Raw genomic sequence first — 14,817 nt, 5'->3', positions numbered from 1 at the left:
CCGAACGGGCGCGCAGCAATAGAATCGTGGCTGCTCGATGTGTCTGAGCTACTTGGTTATTTCGATAATCTAAAGGGCTGGGGCTGTTATATCCCCCGGATTGGCTGCAAACTGTTACACAAAGTCCACATTCTGTGTATCCGGGGTGTCCCCACCTGCACCCCGATCATTTGACTATCGACGTAATTACGGCAATAGCCGCGTATGGCTCAAGATTTCGACCCAAGCGTATCGGCTGCTGACGCACCCGAAACATCCCCCGCCGAAGAAGAAACCCTGTTTGTTTATGAAACCGACTACGAAGTCGGCCAGGACAATGTCGAAATCGCAGGGCTGGACGTCCATAACCCGGTCTTTTTCCTCAGCGCAGGCCTGATCGTCCTGTTCGGAGCGATGAGTCTCATCTTTCCGGATGCCGCGACGCTTTACCTGACGGCGGCCAAGACCTGGACGCTCCAGCGCGCAGACTGGCTGTTCGCCGTCACGCCCGTGATCGTTTTCGCCTTTGCACTGTACCTTGCGTTCAGTCCAATGGGGCGGATCCGGTTGGGCGGCGCGTCTGCCGAACCGGAATTCAAGATCCATTCCTGGGTGGCCATGCTGTTTGCTGCAGGCGTCGGGGTAGGATTCATGTTCTATGGGGCGGCTGAACCGCTCGCCTACTACACAGATTGGTACGGCACGCCGCTGAATGTACCACCGGCAACTCCGGCGGCGGAGCGGCTTGCGTTCAGCGCGACCATCTTCCACTGGGGGCTGGCGCCCTGGGCCATCTACGCCATTGTCGGACTGGCGCTGGGTTTCTTTGCCCACAACAAGGGCTTGCCGCTCAGCATACGATCTGCCTGTTACCATGTCTTCGGCGAGCGCGTCTGGGGCTGGCCCGGCCATATCATCGATATGTTCGCGGTCGTTTCGACGGTGTTCGGACTGGCCACGACAATCGGCATCGGCGCGACCCAGGCGACCAGCGGACTGGCCTACCTCTTCGGGTTCGAACCGAACCGCTACCTGCAGATCGCCTTGATCGCGTTCATGACGGGGCTGGCGGTGCTGTCCGTTCTGCGCGGCATGGACGGTGGGGTGAAACTGCTCAGCAACATCAATATGGGCATTGCCTTTGGCTTGCTGATCTTTGTGGTCATTGCCGGGCCGACAATCCTGATCTTCACCGGGTTGGGGCAGAACCTTCTGGCCTACATCACCGATACGCCTGCGCTGACCAACTGGGTGGATCGGCCAGACATCGTTTGGTTCCACGACTGGACCATTTTCTATTGGGCCTGGTGGATTTCCTGGTCGCCGTTCGTTGGCATGTTCATCGCGCGGATTTCCAAGGGGCGGACCGTGCGGGAATACTTCGCCGTCGTCCTGCTAGCGCCTTTCACCATCTGCGTGATCTGGTTCACGGCATTTGGCAAAACGGCGCTGACCCTCAACCAGTCGGGCACGGGTGAACTGGCCGATGGCGTGAGCAGTGCTTCGCTTGTCCTGTTCCAGATGCTGGAAGATCTTCCATTCGCGGAGATTACGTCCGTCGTCGCCATTTTCCTGCTGGTTGTCTTCATTGTGACGTCGGCGGATTCCGGCGCGCTTGTGGTCGATACGATCACCAGCGGCGGCAAGACGGACGCCCCGGTCGCGCAGCGTGTCTTCTGGGCCTGCATGCTCGGACTGACCGCGTCGGCCCTTTTGTATGGTGGCGGCACAGATGTGCTCCAGTCCTTGCAGGCGGGTACGATCACCGCCGCATTGCCTTTCACCTTCATCCTGCTCGCGTGTTGCTTCAGCCTTTACCTGGGGTTGCGAGACGAATTGAAGGCGATGAAGAATTTTGAAGCAGAGAATTCGGAAGCGGAGAATTCGCAAGAGGCGTGAAGCTGCTTCAGCCTGCCTGTCGGTCCACAGACGCGCCGATCGTGTAAACCTTAATAATTGTTGCCATATCAGATAAAAAATCTATGTTTCTACTTTTAAGGGCAAGTAGAGGAGCAGTAGATGGCAACCGGCTCACCTGGCCGTTTCCAGGAATTGTTGCTGGAAGGGATGAGTGACAGCGAAAGTCTGCCAGCGGCATTAGAGTGGCTGACGGAGTATTGCGGCGCCGGCACGGTACAGATGATTGCCGTCAGCGATGAGAACCTGATCCTGGACTCTGCCATTTTTGGATCTGTCGATTTGGAGCTGTTCTGCAAGGAAGCGGACTACCTCGCCGAAAATCCGCGGACAAAGGTATTTGATATCATGCCGACCGGTCGCATCTTTCATGATGCGGACCTGGTGGATGCTGAAACAGTCCGGACTCTTCCTGTATATCAGGAATTCCTGATCCCGGCCCGGATCGGGCAGTTCTCGGGAGCAATCCTTTCCAGAGGAGAGGGGCACATCGTCGGTCTCGCCATTGCGCGTCCCTATGAAGATGGCCCGTTTGAAACGGATGTCATCGAAAGGTTCGCAAGCATCGTGCAGAGCGCTTTGCCTGTTGTGCAACTGGCAGAGCAAATCGTTGATACGCGGGCGTCTTCCTTGCTGGATCTTTTTGGCCCGCAAGCTCACGTCGCGATCCTTGATAGGGAAGGCGTCCTGCTGCGGTATTCGGAGCATTTCGAGAATTTGCTATCGGCCGGCTTGATCCGGCGGGACCATTTCGGCCGTCTCGACATGTTGTCGGATGAAGTGAACTTCGCGCTCGCCGCCGCCCTGAGGGGAACAAACGGTCTGGCCGGTGGGCGCTTTTCTTTTACGCGCCTCCGCCCCGAGCGGACATTCATCTGCACCGTGACGCCGGTACCGGCTTTGAAAAACTTTGGCGGAAGGTCCGGCCACGCCATTCTCGTGCTGGATCCGCTGCTCGCTCCAAAGCGGCTGGACCGCCATCTTCTGCGGCAGGCCTTCATTCTGACAGATGCCGAATGTGACGTGTGTGAGCGTCTTTATGCCGGAGATACGCTGGCTGAGATTGCTGAAGGGAGGGAGGTTGCGATCAGCACGGTCAAATCCCTTCTCAAGTCGATACTTATGAAAACAGGCACGCGGCGCCAGGCCGAAATTATCATCAAATTGTCTCGGTTCGCGTTCGACTACCACGACTGAGCGTGGCGCATCCGTCACACCTTTCACCCGAAGAAAGAAAATTTCGTCTGCCAGAGCGTGCATCCCCCAAATGAGGGATGACACCTTTGGGGCATTAACGCTTTGTTAGCTCTCTAAACGAGGGAAACGATCCTGAGTGGCTGGGGACGCGAGCTGCGAGGAACTACGTTTCTTCAATGTGAGGTCTGGGTTGGGGATGTCATGGAAAAGGAGATGCGCTGATGGAAGTTTCCGTATGGAAGCCGAAACTCGGCCGGGTGGTTGGCCTGCTGTGCGGACTGCCCCTCCTTTCCATGGCGGCGCACGCGAGCCTGCCATCGGATCGGACCGGGGGTAAAGTGGGGCTTCAGATCGACGACTTTATTGGCACAGTCCGCATTGTACGAAGTGATCAGAGTGCGGCCAGTGTTGTCTCCATTACAGAAGGCGGATCAGATCTTGGCCGGGTGGTGGTGGAGGAAACCGCCGCGTCTGGCTTGAGAATACGGGGCATGCCTGCGCCGATCGCCATGAACTGCGTTCGGACAAATGGTGTACTGTCCATTTCTTTCGAAGACGGCGCAGCGCACCCGATAACGGACTTTCCCGCCATTATCGTTTCGGTTCCCGAAACTGCTGATGTGAAGTTGGTGCTTCGCGCAGGGGATGCCGAAGTGTCGGACATAGAAAACCTTGAAATTCTTGCAGGCGGCTGTGCGCACGTCGTCGCAAAGAGTGTGAAGGAAACACTTCGCCTGACGACGACCGGGGCCGCCCAGTTCAGTATTGAACATGCGCGGCGGGCCGACATCGATGCCAGCAATGGCGGCCAGATCCGGATCTCAAATGTGGGGCGGCTTCTGAGCGCCTGTCTGGGACGGGCGTCGAAGTTGAATTCAGAGAAAGTGGTCGGTGCTGCGCAGGTGTTCATGTCCGGCACCAGCCGGGCGACCCTGGCAGATGTCGATTTATCAGAGCTGACCGCAGAGCTGGATGGGGCGTCCTCGCTTGATGTGAATGGTGTTGCCTCCACTTCGCGGATCGCCATTGGGGCCGCCGCGAGAGCCTATGTGACCGGTGGGGTCACACTTGGGGAGATCAACCTGACGCGTGCCGGTCGGCTTATCGTGGATGGAGAGCGTTGGAGAGGACCGAAAAATGACTAAGTCACCAGCAGGCAAATCCCCGAAAAAAATCCTGACAGGGATGTTGTCTTTACTGGCTTTGATGCTGGTGGGGGGTGTCGTGAGCGCGCCGGCCGTCTCTGCGCAGGAATTGGTCTACACACCGGTGAATCCCTCATTCGGCGGCAATCCCTTCAATTCGTCCCACCTGCTGGGCGTCGCAAACGCGCAGGATGACACCGAGCCGCCGTCAAGCGTTTCGTCCAGCGATCCTCAGGCCGACCTTTTCATTCGCCAGCTGCAAAGCCGCTTGTTGTCCGGTCTCGCTTCGGAAGTCGCGAACGCTATTTTCGGAGATGACCCTCAGGACTATGGGCGCGTCGTGTTTGGCGATCAGACGGTGGAATTTGAGCGGGGACTGGATTCCATCACGCTGACGATTTTCGACGCGACGACCGGATCGACGACTGAAATTGTCGTTCCGATTTTCACGACTGGCGGCTGATCGGAAATGTGCGGGGAGTAGATTTTTGATGCGAAGTTTTAAAAGGGGCGCAGCGCCTGTGTTGGCATTGGCCATGGTGCTGGCGTCCTGTGGCACACCACCGAAGGTGAAGACCAAAATGGCTGAACCGGTCGTCAATCCGAGGACCCAAACCGAATACGCCTTGCTCTGGCTGCCGAAGCCATCGGAGCAGATTCCGGTGGCTGTTTACGGTGTGAGTGACGAAACGGGGGCATTCAAGCCAAGCGATACTGTGCAGACGCTGTCACGGGCGGTGACCCAGGGCGCGACCCCCATTCTCATCAAGGCGCTCCAGGATGCCGGTGACCAGAGCTGGTTCAAGGTCGTCGAGCGGGAGAAGCTCGATAACCTCCTGAAGGAACGCCAGATCATCCTCGAGATGCGCCAGCGCTACCTCGGAGAGTCCGCGAAAGACTCCATGGCTTTGCCGGCTCTTCTGTTTGCGGGCACCCTGATCGAAGGAGCCATCACCGGATATGATACAAATACGCAGACGGGTGGTGCGGGCGCGCGATACCTTGGCATCGGTATGGATACACAATACCGGGAAGACGCTGTTTCCGTTTACCTGCGCGCGGTGAGCGTCAAGACGGGTGAAGTGCTCATCTCCGTTTCGACCGAGCAGAGGGTCGCCTCTGTCGCCTGGCATGCCAATGCATTCAAATATGTCGCCTACCGGGAGCTGTTGGAAGCCGAGGCTGGCATTACACTGAATCAGCCGCGGCATCTGGCGGTCAGGCAGGCCCTCGAGAAAGCGGTCTACGGAATGATCATCGAGGGTGTGAAGTCAGGGCTGTGGAAGTTTTCAGATCCGGCACAGGGGCAAGCTGCGATCGACTTCTACGACGCAAATTATCGCACGGAATTTCCCAAGAACGCACTGGAAAGTGTGCCGAAGGAGCTGCTGCAAGGAGAGCAGAATTGACTGGATAAGTGACGCCTGGTTCGGGCCGGGTCACCTGAATGACTCACGGAAGAGACCAGGCTTGAACACCAAAGGATAAACCGGCGCGGTGCGCCAGGGTGGGGAGAGGCCGACTTCAAGTTGGCGCTCGGACCGGTCTCTCCCCGGGGGCAGCCAATCGGCTGCTCCCGATTGATACCGCCAGTCTTGCTGGCGGGCAACTCGGGAGGTGCGTGGATGTCACCACGTGGAAGACAACCCAATAACGGTCGCAACCTGGCATATGGCGGGTTTTGGCCTGTGGTCATGGTGACCGGTTGCGCATTGTTGGGTGGCGGCGCTCTGCCAGCCATGGCGGATCAGGGGACGAAACAGTCCTTTGCCAATATCGAACAGATTTCAGATGTCCTGGCCCGGACCCGTCTGGCGCAATCTGGCGCGGGAAACCAGGTGAAGATCATTCAGGACGGCAAGAATCTTGTCGTCGATGCCTATGTGCAAGGCCAGATGAATCGGGCCAGCGACAGGGCCAACACGATCACCCAGACCGGGGATGGTGCGACCGCAGAGGTCAGTGTTGTTGGCGACGAGAACACATTCTCCATCTCGCAAAGTGCTGTCGATGGACCGGGGCAGAACTCGGCCTCTGTCACCATGAAGGGAGATTTCAACTCTGCCGATGTGCGGCAGACGAATGATTTCGGCCCGACTTATTCCAACACTGCACGACTTGTTCAGACGGGCAATGGGAATTCCGGCGCGATAGCGCAGACGATTGCGCCAGGCACGCTCGCGGCAGCAGAAAATTTTGGGTCCATCACCCAAACGGGTGACGACAACTCCGCCCTGATTGAACAGACTGGTGCAGACAACAGCGCCGCTATTGAGCAAGACGGGGACCGAAACAGAGGCGCGATTCTCCAGGATGGAGAGGGGCTTTCCGCGGTACTGGTTCAGACCGGCACTGCGCTTGAATATACGATTAACCAGACGGGCTGCGTCATATCATCAGGCTGCGGAGCAGTCAGTGTGACGCAGAGCGGGCCATGACCGGTCTAGGTCTGGGTGGGGACATGCCTTAGTCTTTATGACGGCGGGGCGTGGCAGAAGCCATGTGGGGGACAGGATGTATCTTCCAGATTGGCCTTTGGAATCGCTGGTTCGAGAACGAACCGGCAGGCGGATTGTGCAATGATAAGGAGATACCTCATGCGCAAGCAATTACTCGTAACTGTCGCCATGGCGGCACTATGTTTCGGAGGCCCTGCGTTAGCTGAAGAAGCGGTCGTCAATCAGACCGGTGCCGGCAACACGGCCGACGTTGACCAGACTTTGGATTCCGATCTGGTATCGACCGGATTGGAAAGTAACGAAAACTACGCGGAGGTGGATCAGACGGGTGATCTGAACGACGCGACGGTTCGCCAGGGGCATGCGCCTCCGGGGATCGATAACTACCAGATCGCCGCAAACGAGGCGGATGTCGATCAGGTCAGTGAGGCTGGCTCCACCGTCGGGAACGTGGCCGATGTCACGCAATACTCTGACACGAATGTCGGCGCCGCACCGAACTATACCGACGTCGATCAGTACACCGCGGGCGTCGTTTCGCAGACGGCAACCGTGACCCAGGTGGGCGGACAAGGAAACTCGGCAACTGTCGCCCAGGGGCAGGACTATGATGCGGATGAAGGCGGCGAAGTTGCCTCCGTGGCGCAAACGGGTTCTGACAACACCGCCCTCGTTGCGCAAGGTGGCACCGTTGACTACGCAACGGTCACGCAGGCTGGCCTTTCCAACAGTGCGTCCGTTGAGCAGGAAGGCGAAGGCGGTGTCGCATCGGTGGAGCAAACCGGCAACGACAACAGCTCCGTCATGAGCCAGGATGGAATAGGCGCTTATGCCGATAATGTGCAGACTGGAAGCGGCAACGAGTCAATCATCACCCAGGTCGATGACTCCGCCAACGGCTCGATCGGCATTGATAACGCCTACAATGCGGACCCGGAATCGACCGTTCTGCAGTATGGCGATGACAACACCTCTCAGGTGGTTCAGACGAACCTTGGTGGCGGGTTCAACCAAGTCGCCAATGTTACCCAGAACGGCAATGCCAACACTTCGGATGTCGAACAGACCGGCACGGGCCCCAATTTCACCGGAACGCTCCGCACGATTGTAAATCAGTCGGATGGTTCGGACTCGACTGTGGATCAGACCGCGACGGGCGGTGACGCCAAGAACGTGTTCGCGACCGTCAATCAGTCTGGCGCGTCAATCTCCGAGGTTACGCAGACGGCAGATGGCCTCCGGGCTGCGGGCATTTCAGCCAACGTGACCCAGGATGGTGGTTCGACTTCCTATGTAACCCAGACTGTCGACAATCCGTCTACGACCTGGGGTGGCGCTGTTACCTCGGGTGATGTTTCGGCCGTGGTCAATCAGAACGGCGGGTCTACGGCCAATGTGACCCAGGCCATATTTGGGAACGGTTCCACCGGTATCTCGGCAGATGTGACGCAGGACAATGGCGCCATTGCCAATGTCACGCAAACAATGAATGCGGACGGCGAAAGCAATATGGCGGCTATCGTGAATCAGGATGGAGCGAGCACGACCAATGTCACGCAGACCTTCAATGAGGATTCCACGAAGGATTTCCTCGCGACGGTCGATCAGTTCGGTGACGGGAACCTGGTCAATGTCAATCAGTATGACAATGCGCCAGCTTCGGGCATCCAGTCTGACTTCAGTGTGACGGCAGACGTCTACCAGGATGGCAATGGAAACTCTGCGGATGTGACCCAGGAAGGCCGCGTCTGGCAGGACAACTCGCTGAACGCCTATGTGACGCAAGTTGGGGATGGCAACCAGGCTGATGTGACACAGACCGGCAAATCCAATACCGGTACGATCGATCAGATTGGCGGTGCGTCGTTCAACATGGCGAGTATCGATCAGTCGGGCTATGGAAATGGGGCTCAGATCACGCAAACCGGTTATTTAAACACAGCAGATGTCCTGCAGCGTTCCGGCCGGGATAGCGCAACGGTCACCCAGAGCGGGAACGGCAACGACGCCGACATCCAGCAGACCGGATCGAGCGCGAACTTCAGCCGTGACCGGATTGCTGAAATCACCCAGTCGGGTGACGACAATGACGCCCTGATCCAGCAGACGGGCAATGAATTGTCGGAAGCGACCATCGTGCAGTCCACGGATGGCAACGACGCCACCATCCTGCAGAACGGTGCGAGCAATACCGCTGGTATCTACCAGACGGTTGCCGGAGCTGGCATTGCATCCATCACGCAAAACGGTGCTGGCAATATGGCCACCATCAATCAATAGTTCGGATGGCCCCGGTTCGGTTTCCGGACCGGGGCCTGCTATTGTCCGGCGTGAATCGGAATTGCGAATGAAAAACGGAACCAGCAACGCGAGAATGGGGCGTTTGGTCTTTCGGGCCGCGGTGCTGTCTGCTGCTGTTTGCGCAGCAGGCTGCAGCACTCAGATCAGCCCTCAGGAATTGCTCGGCATGGTTCCCCTCAATCAAAAGCCTGAAGAACCGCCCCCTCCGGTGCCGCCGACCGCCCCGCAGGAGCCTGAAAAGAACAGCGCCAGGATCCAGGCGGAGCAGGTGGAACCGAGCGATCAGCGTTCGAGCCTGCGCAAAACCGGATCACATATCAGTCAGATACCTTCCAGCCCGGACACAGACGCCGTTCTCCAGTCGGCTATTGATGTAGATGATCCGTGTCTCGGCGATTTGCAGAATAGCGAGCAATGTCGTTCAAGCCTTAAACCCAAATCCGCCAGTGCTGATGCGGTGGGGGACAGCAGCATGACCTTGACGGTCGTGGCGCCGGGCACCGGCAATAAAGGCACCTTTGATGCGAACCGGGCCGTGGACGAAATCGGCCGTGGTAGGACGAAGTCGCAAGGGGCGCAATCTGCCGGCAGTGATTTCTTGTCCGGTGCAACAAAACCGCCAGCGGACCTTGCGGTTCCAGACCAGCCAGTACCCGGCCTGCCACCGGGGGCTGTCATTATTCAGCCCCAATAAAAAATGCTGTGCCGGTACCGGCCCGTCACGTTTCTCCGTGTATTTCATCTGGTGCGACGCCATCCACCAATTTTCTCCACATTTGACCATTAGGCGTTCAATTGGCTGTCAGGCGGATTTTCGTGTGAAGATCGCGTGACAAGCGCGTTAACATTTCTTACGTTACGTCATTGGGGAATATGGGTTGATGACGGGAATAGCTGCAAGATCTGAATCTGAACCGGACCCCACGCCCGAAACGGTGCGTGTGATTGGCCGTGTCAAATGGTTCGACAGCGCCAAGGGCTACGGCTTTATCGTGGCGGAATCGACGTCGGACGCGAGTCTGACGAGCGACGTCATGCTGCATATTACCTGCCTGCGATCCTATGGCGAAACCTACGCCGATGAAGGCGCCCGCATTGTCTGCAATGCGATGCAGACCGAGCGCGGTTGGCAGACGGCCAGCATCATTGAGATGGAGCGCCCCAAGGCTGTCGTAGCCCGGGAGCTGGGCGTCCAGCCGGACTTCGAACCGGTGACTCTGAAATGGTTCAACCGGGGGCGCGGTTACGGTTTTGTGCAGCGGGAAGGCAAGGATCAGGACATCTTCGTCCATGCCGTCGTGCTGCGGAAAGCCGGCTACGAAGAGATCGAGCCGGGCACACCGCTTGATGCCATTATCGAAGATGGCGCCAAAGGCGAACACGTTACCAGCCTGAAGCCCCGCTGATTGCATTCTCCAACCGCCACGAATGCTTGCCGCTCGTCAGGCGGGCGGCTAAACCATGGCGCATGAAACGCTTTCTCGTCAGCGGCATGGCCGCCCTCGCCCTCGTCCTTTCCGCGCCGGCCGCGCTGGCCGAGCTGGAAACCAGCCCGCTGACCATCGAATCCGCGAATGGCGACCACGTCTTCACGGTGGAGATCGCCGATGAGCCGGAAGAAATCACCACCGGCCTGATGAACCGCGAAAGCATGGACGCCGATGCCGGCATGCTGTTCGATTTTGGCCAGCCGCGCGAAGCGGCCATGTGGATGAAGAACACGCTGATCCCGCTGGACATGCTGTTCATGGACCCGAACGGGAAAGTCATCGCGATTGCGCGCCAGACCGTGCCGGGCTCGCTGCGTACGATCTCGCCGGGGGTTCCGGTGAAGTCGGTGCTGGAGCTGAATGGCGGCCGGGCCGCAGAACTCGGTATCGAGCCGGGCGATGAAGTGGTTCATCCCATTTTCGGCAATACAGACGAATGAGCGAAGACGGCGCGCTTAAACCGCCGCCGCCCGGCTTTGCGCCACGCCCCACCCGCGGCAAGTTCTCGATCCACAATGGCCCGTCCTATCTGGCGAAGGGCGAGGACGATTTTCGCAGCGGTATCTGGGTGCTGGACCGTCACTGCAACGGCATGGGCTTTATGCATGGCGGCATGATCTGCGCCTTTGCAGACAGCGCGCTCGCCTGGGCTGTCTGGTCCGCCACTGAGCGCATGTCCGTCACAATCAAGCTGACCATGGAATTCATGGGGATTGTGCCGGAAGGCACATGGCTGGAAGCGCATCCGCAGGTCAAAGGTGTGGACGGCGATCTCGTCCATGTCATGGCCGACATGGTGACCGAAGATGGCGCGCTCGTCGCGCGGGCCGACGCGGTCTTCCGGTCCCTGCGGCGCCGGAAGACCTGATAGGCGTCAGGCGTCGATGCCGAGTTCGGCCAGAACGAACGTCTTGATCGACTTGTAGTCCGCCTTGCCATTCACCGCCCGGCCGAGATCGTCCTTGAACAGGATGCGTTTCGGCGCCTTGTAGTGGGCCAGCTTCGTTTTCACGAATTCGGTTAGCGATGCCTCGTCGGCCTGCCCGTCGAGGGCGACGACCGCGGTGATGGCCTGGCCCCATTTGTCATCCGGCACACCGACGACAAGGGCGTCCTTCACGGCGTCGTGCGCTTTCAGCGCTTCCTCGACCTCTTCTGGGTAGACCTTTTCCCCGGCGGTGTTGATGCAGTTGGAGCCGCGGCCCAGCAGCGTGATGGTGCCGTCCGATTCCACCGTGCACCAGTCGCCAGGCACGGAATAGCGCACGCCATTGATGGTCTTGAACGTCTTTTCGGACTTCTCCGGATCCTTGTAATAGCCGAGCGGCACAGCCCCGCCGCGGGCAATGAAGCCGGCCTCGCCGCTGCCTGGCACGACTTCGCGGCCGTCCTCGGTGAACACCTTGCACTTCGAGCCGATGGTGAATTTTGAGGTCTTCACTTCGCCGTCTGCGGTCATGATGGATGTGCCGAAGCCAACCGCTTCAGAGGCGCCGAAACTGTCGGTCATGGCCGCGTTCGGCATATGGCGCAGCAGGCCGCGCTTGACCTCGGTGCTCCACATCACGCCGGAGGAGATGATGCCCACAACCGAGTCCAGCTTGTGCTTTCCGGGATTGGCGTCGAGATAGGCCAGCATCGGCTTGCCGAAGGCATCGCCCACGATGGCCATATTGGTCACACCTTCGCGTTCGACCGTTTCGAACAGGTTTTGCGGGTTGAAGCGTTTGTTTTCTGTCAGTGTCACGATGGTGCCGCCGCCCATCATCGAGCCCATGGCCGTGAACAGGCCCGTGCCGTGCATGAGCGGGCAGGCGGGAATGTTGCGGACATGCCGGCCAAGCGCCTGCGCCGCCATGACTTGTTCGTCCATGTTCGATGGAACCGGCAGGCCCTGCGCCTCGGCGCCTTCCATGCCGGCGCGGCGCCAGATCTCGTGAGACCACATCACGCCCTTCGGCATGCCGGTCGTCCCGCCGGTGTAGAGGAAAAGGAGGTCGTCGCCGGAACGCGGAATGCCCAGCGGAGAGGGGTCGCCTTCTGTCGCGAGTTCTTCATAGGCGATTGCGAAGTCGGCCGTTTTGCCGCCGCCGACCTGCACCCAGACCAATACTTCCGGCAGGCGGGGCTGGACCTTCAATACCTGGTCCATAAACTCGACATCGAAGAACACGACCGTCGCATCGGAATTGTCGAAAATGTAGAACAGCTCTTCTTCGAGGTAGCGGTAATTGACGTTCACATGCGTCAGGCGGCCTTTGAAGCAGGCGGCGAGACCTTCCATGTATTCCGGCTGGTTGCGCAGGTAGAAGCCGGCCTTGTCGCCGACCTTTGCGCCGCGGGCCAGCAGGTTGCGCGCCATCCGGTTGGACCGGGCCGTCATGTCGGGCCAGGAAATGCGGCGATCGCCATGGATCAGCGCCATGTCCTCCGGCCCCAGCGCGGCGCCGACCGCATCCAGGATATCGCCAAGGTTCCAGAAATTGAGCTCGGTCATGGGTTTCCTCCGTCTTCTGCTCCTGGGCAGGGCGCTGCTGGTCTTTGTGCCAGCTTGCCAGGGCAGATTGCCGGAAGATCGTACCAGTGACGTTACGGTCATCAATGGCCAAAACAAAGGCGGCCCTCCGAAATCGGAGGGCCGCCCTAAGGTCATTCCGCGAGGGAATGGGGGATTGGCTTAGAAGCCCATGCCGCCCATGCCACCCATGCCGCCCATGTCCGGCATGCCGCCGCCGGCCGGTGCATCCTTCTTAGGTGCTTCGGCGATGGCAGCTTCCGTCGTGATCAGCAGGCCAGCCACGGAAGAGGCGTTCTGCAGGGCCGAGCGGACAACTTTCACCGGGTCGATGACGCCCATGGCAACCAGGTCGCCATATTCTTCGGTCTGGGCGTTGAAGCCGTGCGAGCGGCTCTTGGTCTGCAGGATCGTGTTCACGACCACAGAACCTTCGACACCCGCGTTTTCGGCGATCTGACGAACCGGAGCTTCGAGCGCCTTGCGGACGATGTCGATGCCGGCTTTCTCGTCATCATTGTCACCAACAGAGTCGATGTTCTTGGAGGCGCGGAGCAGGGCCGTACCACCACCCGGAACGATGCCTTCTTCGACAGCGGCGCGGGTTGCGTTCAGGGCGTCGTCGACGCGGTCCTTACGCTCTTTCACTTCGACTTCGGTTGCGCCGCCGACCTTGATCACGGCAACACCGCCAGCCAGCTTGGCCAGGCGTTCCTGCAGTTTCTCACGGTCATAGTCGGACGAGGTGTCGTCGATCTGCTTGCGGATCTGGGACACGCGAGCTTCGATGTCTTTCTTCTTGCCGGCGCCGTCGACGATGGTCGTGTTGTCCTTGTCGATGGAAACGCGCTTGGCTGTGCCCAGCATGTCCATCGAGATGTTTTCCAGCTTGATGCCGAGGTCTTCGGAGATGACCTGGCCGCCGGTGAGGACAGCGATGTCCTGCAGCATGGCCTTGCGGCGGTCGCCGAAGCCAGGGGCTTTCACAGCAGCGATCTTCAGGCCGCCACGCAGCTTGTTGACCACCAGGGTTGCCAGGGCTTCGCCATCGACGTCTTCAGCGATGATGAGCAGCGGCTTCTGGGATTGAACAACCTGTTCCAGGATCGGCAGCATCGGCTGCAGGCTGGACAGTTTGGACTCGTGAAGCAGGATGTACGCGTCTTCGAGTTCGGCGATCATCTTGTCCGGGTTGGTGATGAAGTACGGCGACAGGTAGCCGCGATCGAACTGCATGCCTTCGACGACGTCGAGTTCGGTTTCGAGCGACTTGGCTTCTTCAACCGTGATGACGCCTTCATTGCCGACTTTCGCCATGGCTTCAGCGATCATCGCGCCGACTTCGGTGTCGCCGTTCGCGGAAATCGTGCCGACCTGGGCGATCTCGTCGTTGGACTTCACTTTCTTGGAGTGGTGGGCAAGGTCCTTGACCACTTCAGCGGAGGCTTTTTCGATGCCGCGCTTCAGGTCCATCGGGTTCATGCCGGCAGCGACGCGCTTCATGCCTTCGCGAACGATGGCCTGAGCGAGAACGGTTGCCGTCGTGGTGCCGTCACCGGCCACATCGTTGGCCTTGGAGGCGACTTCGCGCAGCATCTGCGCGCCCATGTTCTCGAGCTTGTCTTCCAGCTCGATCTCTTTTGCGACGGTGACGCCGTCCTTCGTGGTGCGCGGTGCGCCGAAGGATTTTTCGATGACGACGTTACGGCCTTTCGGGCCGAGCGTGACTTTTACGGCGTTGGCCAGCGTGTCGACGCCCTTGAGCATCTTTTCGCGGGCTTCAGCGCCAAAAACTACGTGTTTTGCAGCCATTT

Annotated in this window: 13 protein-coding genes; 11 read left to right on the top strand and 2 right to left on the bottom strand. The window is 59.1% G+C overall.

Annotated features, from left to right (window positions below):
* Positions 1–204: 204 nt before the first annotated feature.
* From HAD_RS16995 to HAD_RS16945, 11 genes are all read left to right on the top strand, one after another.
* A complete protein-coding gene (locus tag HAD_RS16995; RefSeq protein ID WP_084332042.1) occupies positions 205–1,878 on the top strand; it encodes a BCCT family transporter in 1,674 nt (557 codons plus the stop codon).
* Positions 1,879–1,998: 120 nt separating this feature from the next.
* Positions 1,999–3,093 (top strand): helix-turn-helix transcriptional regulator, encoded by a 1,095-nt coding sequence (locus HAD_RS16990; RefSeq protein ID WP_035573906.1) that lies wholly within the window; start codon positions 1,999–2,001, stop codon positions 3,091–3,093.
* A 221-nt stretch (positions 3,094–3,314) separates the two neighbouring features.
* Positions 3,315–4,238: a hypothetical protein gene (locus tag HAD_RS16985; RefSeq protein WP_035573904.1), complete on the top strand. Its 924-nt coding sequence runs from the start codon at positions 3,315–3,317 to the stop codon at positions 4,236–4,238.
* Positions 4,231–4,701, top strand: a complete 471-nt coding sequence (locus tag HAD_RS16980) for a curli assembly protein CsgF (RefSeq protein ID WP_206741294.1) — start codon at positions 4,231–4,233, stop codon at positions 4,699–4,701. Before HAD_RS16985 ends, HAD_RS16980 begins: the two co-directional genes overlap by 8 nt.
* A gap of 73 nt (positions 4,702–4,774) precedes the next feature.
* The gene (locus tag HAD_RS16975; RefSeq protein WP_051596434.1) at positions 4,775–5,647 is read left to right on the top strand and encodes a CsgG/HfaB family protein; all 873 of its coding nucleotides are present in this window, start codon (positions 4,775–4,777) and stop codon (positions 5,645–5,647) included.
* Positions 5,648–5,833: 186 nt separating this feature from the next.
* Positions 5,834–6,676, top strand: a complete 843-nt coding sequence (locus HAD_RS16970) for a hypothetical protein (protein ID WP_156942324.1) — start codon at positions 5,834–5,836, stop codon at positions 6,674–6,676.
* A 159-nt stretch (positions 6,677–6,835) separates the two neighbouring features.
* Positions 6,836–8,977, top strand: a complete 2,142-nt coding sequence (locus tag HAD_RS16965; protein WP_035573899.1) for a beta strand repeat-containing protein — start codon at positions 6,836–6,838, stop codon at positions 8,975–8,977.
* Between the two features lie 67 nt (positions 8,978–9,044).
* The gene (locus HAD_RS16960) at positions 9,045–9,692 is read left to right on the top strand and encodes a hypothetical protein (protein WP_156942323.1); all 648 of its coding nucleotides are present in this window, start codon (positions 9,045–9,047) and stop codon (positions 9,690–9,692) included.
* A 187-nt stretch (positions 9,693–9,879) separates the two neighbouring features.
* The gene (locus HAD_RS16955) at positions 9,880–10,404 is read left to right on the top strand and encodes a cold-shock protein (protein ID WP_035573894.1); all 525 of its coding nucleotides are present in this window, start codon (positions 9,880–9,882) and stop codon (positions 10,402–10,404) included.
* Positions 10,405–10,466: 62 nt separating this feature from the next.
* Positions 10,467–10,928, top strand: coding sequence for a DUF192 domain-containing protein (locus HAD_RS16950; RefSeq protein ID WP_035573892.1), 462 nt, complete (start codon positions 10,467–10,469; stop codon positions 10,926–10,928).
* Positions 10,925–11,356 carry a PaaI family thioesterase gene (locus HAD_RS16945; protein WP_035573891.1) on the top strand — a complete coding sequence of 144 codons (432 nt, stop codon included), beginning with the start codon at positions 10,925–10,927 and terminating at the stop codon, positions 11,354–11,356. Before HAD_RS16950 ends, HAD_RS16945 begins: the two co-directional genes overlap by 4 nt.
* A 6-nt stretch (positions 11,357–11,362) precedes the next feature.
* Here HAD_RS16945 and HAD_RS16940 read toward each other — a convergent pair whose 3' ends face one another.
* Positions 11,363–12,985: an acyl-CoA synthetase gene (locus HAD_RS16940; RefSeq protein WP_035573889.1), complete on the bottom strand. Its 1,623-nt coding sequence runs from the start codon at positions 12,983–12,985 to the stop codon at positions 11,363–11,365.
* 180 nt (positions 12,986–13,165) lie between these two features.
* The gene (groL, locus tag HAD_RS16935; protein WP_035573887.1) at positions 13,166–14,815 is read right to left on the bottom strand and encodes a chaperonin GroEL; all 1,650 of its coding nucleotides are present in this window, start codon (positions 14,813–14,815) and stop codon (positions 13,166–13,168) included.
* Positions 14,816–14,817: the final 2 nt, after the last annotated feature.

This window comes from Hyphomonas adhaerens MHS-3 (genome assembly GCF_000685235.1).
GTDB classification, from domain to species: domain Bacteria; phylum Pseudomonadota; class Alphaproteobacteria; order Caulobacterales; family Hyphomonadaceae; genus Hyphomonas; species Hyphomonas adhaerens.
This window is presented reverse-complemented; position numbering and strand designations above follow the sequence as displayed.

Coding starts and splice junctions, on each gene's coding strand:
- HAD_RS16965 (WP_035573899.1), top strand. CDS start 6,836: ATGCGCAAGCAATTACTCGTAACTGTCGCCATGGCGGCACTATGTTTC.
- HAD_RS16985 (WP_035573904.1), top strand. CDS start 3,315: ATGGAAGTTTCCGTATGGAAGCCGAAACTCGGCCGGGTGGTTGGCCTG.
- HAD_RS16955 (WP_035573894.1), top strand. CDS start 9,880: ATGACGGGAATAGCTGCAAGATCTGAATCTGAACCGGACCCCACGCCC.
- HAD_RS16950 (WP_035573892.1), top strand. CDS start 10,467: ATGAAACGCTTTCTCGTCAGCGGCATGGCCGCCCTCGCCCTCGTCCTT.
- HAD_RS16960 (WP_156942323.1), top strand. CDS start 9,045: ATGAAAAACGGAACCAGCAACGCGAGAATGGGGCGTTTGGTCTTTCGG.
- groL (WP_035573887.1), bottom strand. CDS start 14,815: ATGGCTGCAAAACACGTAGTTTTTGGCGCTGAAGCCCGCGAAAAGATG.
- HAD_RS16945 (WP_035573891.1), top strand. CDS start 10,925: ATGAGCGAAGACGGCGCGCTTAAACCGCCGCCGCCCGGCTTTGCGCCA.
- HAD_RS16990 (WP_035573906.1), top strand. CDS start 1,999: ATGGCAACCGGCTCACCTGGCCGTTTCCAGGAATTGTTGCTGGAAGGG.
- HAD_RS16995 (WP_084332042.1), top strand. CDS start 205: ATGGCTCAAGATTTCGACCCAAGCGTATCGGCTGCTGACGCACCCGAA.
- HAD_RS16975 (WP_051596434.1), top strand. CDS start 4,775: ATGGTGCTGGCGTCCTGTGGCACACCACCGAAGGTGAAGACCAAAATG.
- HAD_RS16980 (WP_206741294.1), top strand. CDS start 4,231: ATGACTAAGTCACCAGCAGGCAAATCCCCGAAAAAAATCCTGACAGGG.
- HAD_RS16940 (WP_035573889.1), bottom strand. CDS start 12,985: ATGACCGAGCTCAATTTCTGGAACCTTGGCGATATCCTGGATGCGGTC.